This window comes from Micromonospora sp. NPDC047670, from assembly GCF_043204915.1.
GTDB lineage: Bacteria > Actinomycetota > Actinomycetes > Mycobacteriales > Micromonosporaceae > Micromonospora.
Window position 1 is genome coordinate 176,668 of the sequence record NZ_JBIDDA010000002.1, and the last position, 13,027, is coordinate 189,694.

Consider the following 13,027-nt stretch of genomic DNA (forward strand, 5'->3'; position numbering starts at 1 on the left):
CCAGGCGGCCCGACGCTCGTCGTCCCGGGTGGTGGCCGCTCGGCGCGGAAGCCGACGCGTCGGGCACCTCGTGGTTCTACCGAAACACCGACAGGACGGTGTCGCGGGCGGGGTCGAGGCTGGCTCCTGACGGCGCCGGCCGAGGGGTCGGCGTGCGAACGGGAGGTGACACATGTCCGCGATCACCAACGCGGTCAATTGGTTCGAGGTCGGCACCGATCGGCCGGAGGAGACCGGGCGGTTCTACGCGGACCTGTTCGGCTGGGGGTTCAGTGAGCAGGGGACGCCGGAGGCCTCGTACCGGGTGGCGGAGCCGGGGCCGGAGGGATCCATCCAGGGCGGCATCCGGGAGATCGACGGGTCCAGCCCGAACTACGCGATCTTCTACGTGCAGGTGGCCGACGTGGCCGACGCCTGCCGGCGGGCGGAGGCGGCCGGCGGCAAGGTGCTGGTGCCGGTGCAGTCCAACGACAACGGGCTCGTCTTCGCCCACCTGGCGGACCCGGTCGGCAACCACTTCGGCGTCTACAGCCCGCCCGGGGCCTGAGCCGGCCCGCCGTCCGCCCCGGCCGGGTCGCCGGGGCGGACGGCGTACGGTCACTCGCCGGCCGGGCCGCCGTGCCCGCCGCGACCGCCCGGGCCGGGGAAGACGCCGGCCTCGGCGGCCGCCGTGATCGCGTCCGCCTGCTCCCGGGTGAGCTTGCCGTCCTCGACGGCCTGCGCCAGGCGCTCCTTCAGCGCGGCCTGCCGGTCGGCGGAGTCGCCCCTGTCGCCCCGCTCGGGCCGGTCGGCCGGCTTCTGTTCCTCGCGCACCTTCTCCAGCGCGGCCGCCACCTTGTCGGTGGAGACGCCCAGCTCCTCGGCCAGGGCCGCGGCGAACTCCGCGTGCCGGTCGGCCCGCTGCCGCTGGCGCTCGTCGCTCCCGCTCGCGCTGGCGCTCGGCGTCGGGGTGCCACCGTCCGCGGCGAACGCGACCGTCGGCGCCGCGATCCCCACGCCGAGCACCCCGGCGGCGGCCAGGCCGGCCAGCAGGTGCTTCTTCCTCATCGTGCCGGACATGCTGTCCTCCATCTGGTCGGTGGGTCGTGCGATGACCTCACCGACGGTGACAAGCCCGGCTGGAGGAAACCCGTGCCGAGCCTGTCAGTGAGCTGGCAATCCCGCCGGCGGGCCGGACAAATCGGTTGCCGCGGCGCATCCGGGCGGCCAGGGTTGGCAGTCGGCAGGCCCCCCGGGGGCGGAGCAGATGACGGAAGGTGACCCCTCATGACGGTGGCGAAGATCGAGGAAGTCCCGCTGACCGGGGCGGGCGACGCCGGCCCGTACGGCATCACCGTCGGTCCCGACGGCGCGCTCTGGCTGACGCTCCCCCACGCCGGCGCGGTCGCCCGCGTGGGGGCGGACGGCGACGTGCGCACCTGGCCGGTGGCGGCCGACAGCCGCCCGCTGATCATCACGCCGGGCCCCGACGACGCCCTCTGGTTCACCCGCTCCGGCGACGACCGGATCGGCCGGATCACCACCGACGGCGCGCAGACCGCCGTCGCGCTCCCGGCCGGCAGCGGCCCCTGCGGCATCGCCGCCGGTCCCGACGGCGCCCTCTGGTACGCGGGGATGAACTCCGACACGATCGGTCGGGTCACCACCGCCGGGGAGGTGACGCAGTTTCCGCTGCCGGTGAGCGGCGGCTTCGCGTCGATGGTCGCCGCCGGCCCGGACGAGGCCGTCTGGTTCACGCTCAACCAGGCGAACGCGGTCGGCCGCATCGGCCCGGACGGCGCGGTGACGCTGCATCCGTTGCCGACCGGGGGCGCCGCCCCGGTGGGCATCGCCGCCGGCGTGGACGGCGCGCTCTGGTTCGTCGAGATCGGCGCCGGCCAGCTCGGCCGGATCACCCCGGACGGGCGGATCGACGAGTACCCGCTGCCGGACCGGGCCGCGCGGCCGCACGCGATCGTCGCCGACCCGGCCGGCGGCTGCTGGTACACGGAGTGGGGCGGCAACCGGATCGGCCACGTGGCGCCGGACGGCAGGATCGACACCCACGACCTGCCGACCCCGGCCTCCGAGCCGCACGGCCTCACGGTCGCCCCCGACGGCACGGTCTGGGCCGCCCTGGAGGCGGGCGCCCTCGCGCGCCTCACCCCCTGATCCGCCGGACCCGCCGTCCGCGGGCCGCCCCGGGGTGGGTCAGCGGACGGCGGGGGAGACCGTCAGGGTGCCGGCTTCCGTGTCGAGGGTCGCGTCGGTGCCGACGGGGACGGTGAGCTGGCCGACGCCGTGGCCGATCGGCAGGCCGCCGAGGACCGGGACGCCGAGGTCGCCGAGGCGCTCGGACAGCACGTCGGCGACACCGACCGACCAGCCGTCCGCGCAGCCGGTGAACTGGCCCACCGCCACGCCGGCCAGCCCGTCCAGCGCGCCGGCCCGGCGGAGCTGGGTGAGCATGCGGTCCACCTTGTAGGGCGGCTCCTGCACGTCCTCCACGAGCAGGACCGCCCCGGTCAGGTCCGGCATGTCCGGGGTGCCCAGCGACGCCACGACCAGGCAGAGGTTGCCGCCCAGCAGCGGGCCGGTGGCCCGCCCCGGCACGCGCACCGGGAAGGTCTCCTCCTCGGCGACGGCGGTCACGGTCACCGGCTCCGTCGTCATCAGGGCGGCGTGCAGCGACTCGGCGGAGCGCAGCGGCGTGCGCTCGTCCAGCCAGGCCGCCCCGGGGCCGTGCACGCCGGCCAGCCGGGCGCCCCGCCAGAGCGCGAACTGCAGCGCGGTGATGTCGGAGAACCCGGCGACCACCTTCGGGTCCCGGCGTACGGCGGCCATGTCGATCGCGTCGACGATCCGCTGCGCGCCGTAACCGCCCCGTGTGCAGATCACCCCGCGCACGTCGGGGTCGGCGAACGCCGTGTTCAGGTCGGCGGCCCGCAGCTCGTCCGGGCCGGCCAGGTAGCCCTGCCGGGCGTACGCGTTCGGCGCGAGCACGGGCCGCAGCCCCCAGCCGGTGAGCAGCTCGACGCCCCGGGCCACCCGCTCCGGCCGGGTCGGGCCGGACGGCGACACCAGCATCACCGTGTCGCCGGGGCGCAGCGCCGGCGGTCGTACGACGTGGTCGAAGGACGTGCGGGTGTGGTCGGGCACAGCGGCAGAGCCTAGTCGCGGGCGGCGTGCTCCGGAACCGGTCGGCCGACGGGGGCCGCCGCCGCGCCCGGTGGAGGCGTTCCGGGGGCCGTCGGGGTCACCGGCTAGCCTCGACGTCGTGGCTACCGCGTTGGTGATCGAGAACGACCCGACCGACGACGTCCGCCGGCTCGGCGAGTGGCTGACCGAGGCCGGCCTCGACCTGTGGGTGGTACGCGCGCACGCCGGCGACGAGCTTCCGGCCGACCTGGAGGGATACGCCGCGCTGGTGGTGCTCGGCGGCGAGCAGCAGGCGTACCCGCTGGCCGACGGCTCGCCCGGCGCGCCCTGGTTCCCCGCCGTCGAGGGGCTGCTGCGCAAGGCCGTCCGGCACCGGGTGCCCACCCTGGGCATCTGCCTGGGCGCGCAGCTGCTGGCCACCGCGCACGCCGGCCAGGTCGAGCGCAGCGCGTCCGGGCCGGAGGTCGGGCCCGGCGTGGTCGGCAAGCGGGACGCCGCCGACGCCGACCCGCTGTTCCGCTACGTCCCGCTGATCCCCGACGTGCTCCAGTGGCACTCCGACGAGATCACCGAGCTGCCCCGGGGCGCCACCCTGCTGGCCGCCTCCACCCGCTACCCGCACCAGGCGTTCCGCCTCGGCGACCGGGCCTGGGGGCTCCAGTTCCACATCGAGTGCGACACCGCGATGATCGCCGACTGGGCCACCGACTCGACGGTGCTGGCCGAGCTGGGCTACGACCCGGACCTGGTGGTGGCCGCCTGTCACGCGGTGATGGCCGACGTGGAGGAGGTCTGGCAGCCGTTCGCCGCCCGGTTCGCCGCGCTGGCCCTCGGCGAGCTGGACGCCGACGCGCCCCGCCGCAGCCTGCCGCTGCTCGGGCAGTGATGAGCCGGCCGACCAGGGCCGCCGGCCGGCTCGCCCGCTACGGGTTCGGCACCGAGGGTGGGGACGGCGTCACCCGCGCCGCCGACCTGCTCGGCCCGGACGGGCTGGGGCTGTGGCGACCGGACGCGCAGGAGCCGACCGACGACCGCGCGGCGGAGCTGCTCGCCGCGCTCTCCCGCGCCGCCGACCCGCACCTGGCGCTGCGCCAGCTGCACCGCATCGTCGAGGCCGAACGCCGGGCCGCCGCGAGCGGCCGCGTGCCGGCCGGGGCAGCCGGTGCTGCCGCTCGCCCGCCGACGCCCGCCGACGCCGCCCCGGAACACCCGGCGTCGGCGCTGCTGGCCGCGCTCGCCGACGACCCGGGGCTGCGCCGCCGGCTGATCGCCGTCCTCGGCGCCTCCTCGGCGCTCGGCGACCACCTGGTCGCCAACCCCGACCAGTGGCCGGCGCTTCGGACCGCCCCGGACGGGCTCGCCCCGACCGCCGAGGGGCGGCTCGACCTGTCCGGCGACGGGCAGCCGGTCGCGGTGCTGCGCAAGGCGTACCGGCTGGCGCTGCTGCGGATCGCGGCGGCCGACCTGACCGGCGGCCGGGGCCTGGAGCAGACCATGGCCGCGCTCTCCGCGCTGGCCGACGCGACCCTGGCGGCGGCGTACGAGATCGCGGTCGGCGAGCTGCCGGCGGGCACGCCCCGGCCCCGGCTCGCCGTCGTGGCGATGGGCAAGTGCGGCGGCGACGAGCTGAACTACGTCTCCGACGTGGACGTGATCTTCGTGGCCGCCGAGGACGACGACCTCGCCGCCGCCACCACGGTCGCCACCCGGCTGATCCACGTCTGCGGCCTGGTCGCCTGGCCGGTCGACGCCGCCCTGCGGCCCGAGGGCAGCCGCGGCCCCCTGGTGCGGACGCTGGCCAGCCACCTCGCCTACTACCGGCGCTGGGCGCGCACCTGGGAGTTCCAGGCGCTGCTCAAGGCCCGGCCGGCGGCCGGCGACCTCGCGCTGGGCCGGGAGTGGATCGAGCAGCTCGCCCCGCTGGTGTGGCGGGCCGCCGAACGCCCCGAGGCGGTCGAGGACGTCCGCGCCATGCGGCGGAAGATCATCGACAACATCCCGCCGAAGGAGCTGGAGCGCGAGATCAAGCGCGGCCCGGGCGGGCTGCGCGACATCGAGTTCGCCGTGCAGCTGCTGCAACTGGTGCACGGGCGGGGCGACGAGTCGCTGCGGGTGCCCGGCACCATTCCGGCGCTGCGCGCGCTGGTCGCCGGCGGCTACGTCGGCCGGGCCGACGGCGAGGCGCTGCTGCGCGGCTACCGCTTCCTGCGCGGCGTCGAGCACCGCCTCCAGCTCCAGGGGCTGCGCCGCACCCACACCGTGCCGACGGAGCCGGCGGCGCTGCGCTGGCTGGCCGCCGCGCTGGGCTACGCGGCCACGCCGGGCCGCAGCGCCGTCGAGGAGTTCCGCGCCGAGTGGGTCACCCACGCCGCGGAGGTACGTCGGCTGCACGCCAAACTGCTCTACCGGCCGCTGCTGGAGTCGGTGGCCCGGGTGCCGGCCGACGGGCTGCGGCTGACCCCGGAGGCGGCCCGGCACCGGCTGGAGATCCTCGGCTTCGGCGACCCCGCGGGCGCGCTGCGTCACCTGCAGGCCCTCACCGGCGGGGTGAGCCGCACCGCCGCCATCCAGCGCACCCTGCTGCCGGTGCTGCTCAGCGAGTTCGCCGACGCCCCCGAGCCGGACCGGGGCCTGCTCAACTACCGGCAGGTCTCCGACAAGCTCGGCAGCACGCCCTGGTACCTGCGCCTGCTGCGCGACTCCGGGCCGGTGGCCCGCCGGTTGGCCCGGGTGCTCTCCTCCTCCCGGTACGCCGCCGACCTGCTGGCCCGCGAGCCGGAGGCGCTGCGGCTGCTGGCCGAGGAGAGCGAGCTGACGCCCCGGCCGAGGGACGTCCTCTGCGAGGGCTTCGCCGCCGCGGCGTCCCGGCACGCCGACCCCGTCGAGGCCACCCGGGCGATCCGCGCGCTGCGCCGCCGGGAACTGGTCCGGATCGCCTGCGCCGACCTGCTGAGCCGGGCCGGCTCCCTCGCCCCGGCGCCGCCCCGTTCGGACGGCGGCGGACGGGCCGCGCTCGGCCTCGCCGACGTGACCGCCGTCGGCACGGCGCTGGCCGACGTCACCGACGCCACCCTGGCCGCCGCGCTGCGGGCCGCCCGGTCGGCCCAGCCGTCCCTGCCGGGGCTGCGCTTCGCCGTGATCGGCATGGGCCGCCTCGGCGGGTACGAGTCGAACTACCTCTCCGACGCCGACGTGCTCTTCGTCTACGACCCGCCGGCCGGCGCCGCCGAGGGCGCGGCCAGCGCCGCCGCCCACGCGATCGCCGAGGAGCTGCGCCGGCTGCTCGGCATGCCCGCGCCCGACCCGCCGCTGGGCGTGGACGCCGACCTGCGCCCGGAGGGCCGGCAGGGGCCGCTCGTGCGCAGCCTCGCCGCGTACGCGCAGTACTACGCCCGCTGGTCGAAGGTGTGGGAGGCGCAGGCGCTGCTGCGTGCCCGGTTCGTCTGCGGCGACGCCGACCTCGGCGCGGAGTTCGAGGCGATGGTCGACCCGGTCCGCTACCCGGCCGACGGGCTGACCCGCGAGCAGGTGGTGGAGATCCGCCGGATCAAGGCGCGGGTGGAGCACGAGCGGCTGCCCCGGGGCGCGGACCCGGCCACCCACACCAAGCTCGGGCGGGGCGGCCTCGCCGACGTCGAGTGGGCGGTGCAGCTGCTCCAGCTCCGGCACGGCGGCACGATCCCGGCGCTGCGCGGCACGCGTACGCTCGACGCCCTCGCGGCGGCCCGGGACGCGGGCCTGGTGGATCCGGCGGACGCCGCCGAGATGGCGGCCGGCTGGACCCTGGCCGCGCAGGTCCGCAACGCGCTGATGCTGGTCCGCGGCCGGGCGGGGGACCAACTGCCCCGGCACGGCGTCGAGCTGGCCGGGGTGGTCCGGCTGCTCGGCCGCGACGACCCGGGGGAGTTCCTCGACGAGTACCTGCGCACCGGCCGCCGCTCCCGGACGGCGATGGAACGCGTCCTGGACTCCTGAGGCGGCCGGCGCGCCTGCCGGCCGGGCGGCCTCCCCGCCCGCCCGGCGGCCCGGCCGACGCCGCACGTCAGGGCCGGCGGCGGACCAGCACCACGTGGTCGACCAGGGTGCCGACGTGGCCGTCCGGGCCGGTGGCCTGCCGGCGCGGGGCGTCGAGCCGCTCGGTGACCCACCTCTCCGGGTCGAGGTCGAGTTCGGCGAGGGTCTCCTGGGGGGTGGGGAAGCGCACGTCCGGGTGGGCGTGGCGTCCCCACGGCGGGACCTCGCCGTGTTCGACGACGAGCAACCGCCCGCCGGGGGCCACGGCCCGGGCCGCCGACCGCAGCACCTCGGCCCGGGGGAACTCCAGCGGCGACTGGAGGAACTGCGCGGACACCAGGTCGAACTCGCCCGGCGGGAAGGTCCGGGTGAGGTCGTGCCGGCGGAACTCGATGCCGGCGGCCACCCCCGCGGTGGCGGCCGCCGCCGACGCCCGGTCCAGGGCGGTCTGCGCGACGTCGACGGCCGTCACCCGCCAGCCCCGCCCGGCCAGCCAGATCGCGTCGCCGCCCTCGCCGCAGCCGAGGTCCAGCACGGTGCCGGCCGGCAGCGACCCGACGACGTCGACCAGGACGGGGTTCGCCCGCCCGCTCCAGTACCTGTCGCGCTTCTGGTAGAGCTCCTCCCAGTACTGCGCGGTCTCCTCGTCCACGTCCCGGTGGCGCGGCTCGCCGGCCACGCTCGTCGTCGCGTCCTCGTGCCGGGGGTCACCGGTCGTTGCGTCCTGGTGCACGTCTCGTCCTCCTGGTGCGCCGCGGCGGGGCGGTCCCGCCGGGGGCGGTCGGTCGTCCCGCCCTGACCGGATCGTGCGCGCCGTCGGCGGAGGACGGCAAGTAACGTTGCCGGATTGGCAAAACGACGGGCGTTCGGGTCAGCTGCCGAGCCGGTACGTCCCGGCGCGCGGCACCGTCACCGCCGTCCCGTCGCCGTCGGCGGCGACCGTGGCGCCGCCCGAGGCGGTGAGCCAGCGGCTGTGCCGCACCCGGACCGGCACCGTGCCGGCCGACGGCGTCCGGAAGGTCAGCGACGCGCCGTCCTGCGCCACGATCTCGCCCGGTTCGCCGACGATCGGGGTCGGGTCGGCGACCGCCCAGACCCGCCAGTTCGGGCCGGCCCAGACGGGCGTCAGGTACGGCAGCCCGCCCGTGACGAGCGCCGCCTCGGCCCGCCCCACCCAGGACAGCGGGGCGTCCGGCACCGCGACGAACTGCACCGCGTTCGTCTCCAGCCAGTCCCGGTAGCTCGCGGCGGTCAGCGGCACCCCGGTGCCGGCCGAGCCCGGAACGGTGGTGAAGAAGAGCGGGTTGCGCTCGATGTCGGCCTGGCGCAGCCAGCCCCGGGCCAGCGGCACCTCGCCCAGCGAGGCGGCCTCCCAGTAGTTGCGGGTCGGCGGGATCTCCACCCGGCCGGTGAGCCGCTGAGCGTCGAGGAACTCCCGCAGCGGCGCGAAGTAGGCCGCCCGGGCGGTCGGGTCGTCGGCGCTGCGCAGGTCGGCGGGGGGCACCGGCGGCTGCCACCAGCAGCCGGCCGCCAGCAGCGCGGCCAGCGCGACGCCGCCCCGGAACCGGGCGGGCCCGCGCGCCCCGGCCCGCCCGCCGCCGGCCAGCCGGCCCGTCCGCGCCGGCCCGGGACGGTGGCCGCCGCGGGCCAGCCACGCCGTCAGCCGGGCCGGGGGGCGGGCGGCGGCCGCCAGCAGCGGCAGGGCGAACATGACGGCCAGCCGGGTGGCGTTCAGCCCGACCGGGGTGTGCACCAGCGCCGCCGCCAGCACCCCGACCGCCGAGAGCAGCGCGCCCACCCGCACCGGCCGGTAGGCCACCAGCGCGGCGACCAGGAGGCTGGTCAGCGCGGCGCGCAGCGTGTCGGTGCGGCTGATGTTCATCCAGCCGCCGTCGCCGAAAAGCAGCGCGGTCACCCCGAGCGGCAGCGCGGCGGCCACACCGAGCGCCAGGCCGTCGGCGTACCGGCGGGTCAGCAGCAGCGCCGCGCCGGCCAGGCCGACGAAGAGGCCCGCCACGGGGCTCGTCGCCGAGGCCAGCAGCGCCCCGCCGGCCGCCAGCCCGAGCCGCGCGAGCTGCCGTCGCCGCGCCGGCCGGTCCGGGCCGGAGCCGGCCCGCGCGGCCGGGACGCGGGGCAGGGTGAGCGCGAGCAACGCGCCGAGACCGAAGGCCACCCCGAGGCCGTACGTCACCCGGCCCGAGACCAGGTTGCCGGCGATCGTGGCCACCCCGACCAGGCTGCCGAGCAGCGGGCGCGGCACCCCGGTGCGCACCAGCAACGCCGCGAACGCCGTCGCCGCCGCCACCAGGGCCAGCACCCCGGTGACCCGCACCCCGAGCAGCGCCATCACCGGCTGGGAGACCAGGCTGTAGCCGAACTGCTGGACGCCGCCGTACCAGCGCAGGTCCACCGGGGCGAGACCGTGGGCGGCGAAGAAGTCGGCCCGCGCGACCTGCGCGGCGAGGTCGGAACCGGTCGGCGGGAGAGCGAGATACGCCACCCCGGCCAGCACGGCGGACGCTGCGGCCACCGCCACCACCCGACTGCGCCGCATGCCCACCTCCGTACCGCGACCACCGTACTGGCAGCATGTCCCGCGTGCCTCACCACCTCGCGCGCTGGACCGGCCTGGCCGGCTCGACGCTGCTCGCCGTCGCCGCGTTCCTCGGCGGAGCGCTGCCCGACGGCGACCTGCGCCCCACCCCGGTCAGCGTCTGGCAGGGCCCGCACGGCCCGCTGATCATCGCCGCCTGGGCGGTCGGCACCGGACTGCTGGCGTACGCCTGGTGGGCGCTGCGCGGCCGGGTGCCCTCGACCCGCTGGGCCCTGGTCACCGTCGGGCTCTGGCTGCTGCCGTTCCTGGTCGCGCCGCCGCTGGGCAGCCGGGACGTCTACGCGTACGCCTGCCAGGGCGCCAGCTACGCCGCCGGGATCAACCCGTACGAGCAGGGCGTCTCGGCGCTGCCGTGCCCGTGGCTGGACACCATCTCCTACATCTGGCGGGACACCTCGGCCCCCTACGGGCCGCTGTTCGTGCTGCTCGCCGGGGCGGTGGTCGAGGCCACCGGGTCGCTCTACGGCAGCATCGTGCTGTTCCGGCTGCTCGCGGTGGTCGGGGTGGGGCTGACCGCGGCCTGCCTGCCGGCGCTGGCCCGGCGTTGTGGCGTGCCGGCCGGCCGGGCGGTCTGGCTGGCGCTGGGCTCGCCGCTGATCGGGGTACACCTGATCTCGGGCGCGCACAACGACGCCCTGATGGTGGGGCTGCTCGTCGCCGGGCTGGCGGTGGTGGCCGCCCGGCCGGGGCGCCCCGGCCCGCTGCTCGCCGGGGGAGTGCTGCTCGGCCTGGCCGGCGGGATCAAGGTGACCGCGCTGGTCGTGGTGCCCTTCGCCGCGCTCGCCGCGATCGCCGGGGCGTACTCGATCAGGGCGCTGCTGCGCGACGGCGGATGGGTGGCCGGCGGTGCGTTCGCGGCCGTGGTCGGAATCACCCTCGCCGCCGGGCTCGGTTTCGGGTGGGTCACGGGGCTGGAGCAGGGCGGCCTGGTCATCGCCTGGACGTCGCCCTCGACCGCGGTGGGGCAGACCGTGGGCTACCTCGCCGCGCCGTTCGGCTGGCACGGCGACCCACTGCCGGTCACCCGGGGCATCGGGATGGCCGTGCTCGCGCTGGTGCTGGTCTGGCTGTGGTGGCGGGCCCGCACCCGGGAGCCGCTGTGGCACGCCGGCCTGTCGCTGGCCGCCACGGTCGCGCTCGCCCCGCTGTTCCACCCCTGGTACTGGACCTGGCCGCTGGCCGTGCTCGCGGCCACGTCGCGGCGCACCGGCTGGTTCGCGGTCGTCGCGATCGGCTCGGCGTTCCTGGTCCTGCCGGACGGCACCGGGCTGGCCCGGTACAGCAAGACGATCGGTGCGCCGCTGATGACGCTGTTGGTGATCGTGGTGGCCGTCCGCTTGGTACGGTCGGCTCGGGCGGCCCGCCGGCCGGCCGCCGTGGACTGAGGAGAGGCGCGCCGGTGACCGCTCCCGGCTCCCCGCCGCCCCCGCCGACGCCCGGTGACGCCCGGCTCGCCCGGTATGCCGGCCTGGCCGGGGCGGTGCTGCTGGCCGTCGCCGGCTGGCTCGGTGGCGCGCTGCCCGGGGCCGCCGCGGCGCGCGGCGGCCGCCCCGCCGACGAGCCGTGGACCGTCGCGCTCTGGCTGGTGGGCACCGGGCTGATGGTGGGCGCCTGGTGGGCGTTGCGCCGGGGCGCGCCGTCGACGCGGTGGGCGTACCTCACCGCCGGGCTGTGGGCGCTGCCGCTGCTGGTCACCGCGCCGCTGGGCAGCCGGGACGTCTACTCGTACGCCTGCCAGGGCTGGGCGTACGCGCACGGCGCCGACCCGTACGCGACCGGGGTCGCCGAGGCCGGCTGCCCCTGGGTGGAGTCGGTGGCCCCGATCTGGCGGGACACGCCCGCCCCGTACGGGCCGTTCTTCGTGCTGCTCGCCGCGCTCGCGGTGACCGCCGGCGGCGGCCTGGTGGGCGCGGTGGCGCTGCTCCGGTTGGTCGCCGCCGCCGGGGTGCTGCTGGCCGCCGGATGCCTGGTCGGGCTGTCCCGGGCCGCCGGGGTGCCGACCCGCCGGGCGGCCTGGCTGGCGTTGGCCTGCCCGCTGGTCGGGGTGCACCTGGTGGCCGGCGCGCACAACGACGCGGTGATGCTCGGCCTGCTGACGCTGGGCCTGCTGGTGCTGGTGCGCCGCCCCGGCAAACCGCGACCGCTGCTGGTGGCCGGGGCGCTGCTCGGGCTGGCGGTGACGGTGAAGGCGACCGCGCTGGTGGTGCTCCCCTTCGCGGCGCTGGCCGCGGTGCTGGGCCGCTACACCGTACGGGCGCTGCTGCGCGACGCCGGCTGGCTGGCCGCCGGGGTGCTCGGCGCGGTGGCGGGCACCTCGCTGCTGTCGGGGCTCGGGCTCGGCTGGGTGGGCGGGCTGGTCCGCAGCGGAGACTCCGAGCAGTGGACGTCGCCGCCGACGGCGGTCGGCTTCGTGATCGACTACGCGGGTGGGCTGGTCGGGCGGGAGCCGGGCGCGGTGCCGGCGACCCGCGCGGTGGCGCTGCTGCTGCTCGCCGTGGCGGTGGCGGCGTTGTGGTGGCGGGCCTGGTCGGCGCTGCGCCGACTCAACGACGTCCGGCAGCGGGTGGCCCGCCTGGAGGCCGCCCGGCCCCGGGAGGCCCTGCTCGGCGCGGGCCTGGCGCTGGCCGCCACGGTCGCCCTGGCTCCGGTCTTCCACCCCTGGTACGCCACCTGGCCGCTGGCCCTGCTCGCGGTCGCCGCGACGCGGACCGCCTGGTTCGCGGCGCCCTGCGCGGCGGCGGCCTTCCTGGCCCTGCCCGACGGCACCAACCTGGCCCGGTTCGTCAAGGCGCCAGGCGCGCTGGCGATGACGGCGCTGGTCGTCGGACTGGCGGTGTGGGCCCTGCTCGGACGGCGCCGGCCGCACGCCGCACACCCCGACTGACGCGCTCCCCGAGCCGCCCGATCCCTATCGCCGCCCCTCGGATCGGCGCGGCGAGATCTTGGCACGGAAACGCCCCTGGAGGGGCCGTTTCCAGCCAAGATCTTCACGCGGGCGGCGGTCAGCGGGCCGCCCCGCAGGACGGGCAGCGGTCGCCGGATCCGACTCGGGGGCCCCTCGCCCGTGCCGACGATCTCGGCGCCGCGCGCCCGGCGGTACTCGGCCGGGTACGCCCGCAGCAGCCGGTGGCCGAATTGGTCGTATGGCGCTGTCGAACTGAGTCGTCTGTGTCATCAGGCGGTGTCCGGGCCGCTGTGGCACCAGAAGGCGGTGAATCGTCTGCGACATCACCTCGACAGCGTCCCGCGGGTGGATCCTCC

The 13,027-nt window shown here is 77.4% G+C and carries 10 protein-coding genes; 6 read left to right on the forward strand and 4 right to left on the reverse strand.

Going from position 1 to position 13,027, the window contains the following annotated elements; all coding sequences use genetic code 11:
* Window positions 1–172 precede the first annotated feature (172 nt).
* Complete coding sequence (locus tag ACGF7U_RS05455; protein ID WP_393103233.1) at window positions 173–547, forward strand: VOC family protein; 375 nt, start codon at window positions 173–175, stop codon at window positions 545–547.
* Window positions 548–597: 50 nt separating this feature from the next.
* On the opposite strand, the gene ACGF7U_RS05460 is transcribed toward ACGF7U_RS05455, so the two are convergent.
* Window positions 598–1,059, reverse strand: a complete 462-nt coding sequence (locus ACGF7U_RS05460) for a hypothetical protein (protein ID WP_393103235.1) — start codon at window positions 1,057–1,059, stop codon at window positions 598–600.
* 207 nt (window positions 1,060–1,266) lie between these two features.
* Here ACGF7U_RS05460 and ACGF7U_RS05465 point away from each other — a divergent pair, with 207 nt between their 5' ends.
* Window positions 1,267–2,151, forward strand: coding sequence for a virginiamycin B lyase (locus ACGF7U_RS05465; RefSeq protein ID WP_393103237.1), 885 nt, complete (start codon window positions 1,267–1,269; stop codon window positions 2,149–2,151).
* A 39-nt stretch (window positions 2,152–2,190) separates the two neighbouring features.
* On the opposite strand, the gene ACGF7U_RS05470 is transcribed toward ACGF7U_RS05465, so the two are convergent.
* On the reverse strand, window positions 2,191–3,066 hold the full coding sequence (locus ACGF7U_RS05470) for an LD-carboxypeptidase (protein ID WP_393104121.1): 876 nt from the start codon (window positions 3,064–3,066) through the stop codon (window positions 2,191–2,193).
* Between the two features lie 190 nt (window positions 3,067–3,256).
* On the opposite strand from ACGF7U_RS05470, the gene ACGF7U_RS05475 reads away from it, so the two are divergent.
* Complete coding sequence (locus ACGF7U_RS05475) at window positions 3,257–4,024, forward strand: type 1 glutamine amidotransferase (RefSeq protein WP_393103239.1); 768 nt, start codon at window positions 3,257–3,259, stop codon at window positions 4,022–4,024.
* Window positions 4,024–7,113: a bifunctional [glutamine synthetase] adenylyltransferase/[glutamine synthetase]-adenylyl-L-tyrosine phosphorylase gene (locus tag ACGF7U_RS05480; protein ID WP_393103241.1), complete on the forward strand. Its 3,090-nt coding sequence runs from the start codon at window positions 4,024–4,026 to the stop codon at window positions 7,111–7,113. Before ACGF7U_RS05475 ends, ACGF7U_RS05480 begins: the two co-directional genes overlap by 1 nt.
* 67 nt (window positions 7,114–7,180) lie before the next feature.
* Here ACGF7U_RS05480 and ACGF7U_RS05485 read toward each other — a convergent pair whose 3' ends face one another.
* Entirely contained in the window at window positions 7,181–7,885 is a 705-nt protein-coding gene (locus tag ACGF7U_RS05485) for a class I SAM-dependent methyltransferase (protein ID WP_393103243.1), read from the reverse strand.
* 138 nt (window positions 7,886–8,023) lie between these two features.
* Window positions 8,024–9,706, reverse strand: a complete 1,683-nt coding sequence (locus ACGF7U_RS05490; protein WP_393103245.1) for a hypothetical protein — start codon at window positions 9,704–9,706, stop codon at window positions 8,024–8,026.
* A gap of 44 nt (window positions 9,707–9,750) precedes the next feature.
* On the opposite strand from ACGF7U_RS05490, the gene mptB (ACGF7U_RS05495) reads away from it, so the two are divergent.
* Window positions 9,751–11,151, forward strand: coding sequence for a polyprenol phosphomannose-dependent alpha 1,6 mannosyltransferase MptB (gene mptB, locus ACGF7U_RS05495; RefSeq protein WP_393103247.1), 1,401 nt, complete (start codon window positions 9,751–9,753; stop codon window positions 11,149–11,151).
* A gap of 14 nt (window positions 11,152–11,165) precedes the next feature.
* On the forward strand, window positions 11,166–12,650 hold the full coding sequence (gene mptB, locus ACGF7U_RS05500) for a polyprenol phosphomannose-dependent alpha 1,6 mannosyltransferase MptB (protein ID WP_393103249.1): 1,485 nt from the start codon (window positions 11,166–11,168) through the stop codon (window positions 12,648–12,650).
* Window positions 12,651–13,027 lie beyond the last annotated feature (377 nt).

Excerpts from the sequence above, each read along its gene's own strand:
- ACGF7U_RS05455 (WP_393103233.1), top strand. The coding sequence starts at position 173 with ATGTCCGCGATCACCAACGCGGTCAATTGGTTCGAGGTCGGCACCGAT.
- ACGF7U_RS05460 (WP_393103235.1), bottom strand. The coding sequence starts at position 1,059 with ATGTCCGGCACGATGAGGAAGAAGCACCTGCTGGCCGGCCTGGCCGCC.
- ACGF7U_RS05465 (WP_393103237.1), top strand. The coding sequence starts at position 1,267 with ATGACGGTGGCGAAGATCGAGGAAGTCCCGCTGACCGGGGCGGGCGAC.
- ACGF7U_RS05470 (WP_393104121.1), bottom strand. The coding sequence starts at position 3,066 with ATGCTGGTGTCGCCGTCCGGCCCGACCCGGCCGGAGCGGGTGGCCCGG.
- ACGF7U_RS05480 (WP_393103241.1), top strand. The coding sequence starts at position 4,024 with ATGAGCCGGCCGACCAGGGCCGCCGGCCGGCTCGCCCGCTACGGGTTC.
- ACGF7U_RS05490 (WP_393103245.1), bottom strand. The coding sequence starts at position 9,706 with ATGCGGCGCAGTCGGGTGGTGGCGGTGGCCGCAGCGTCCGCCGTGCTG.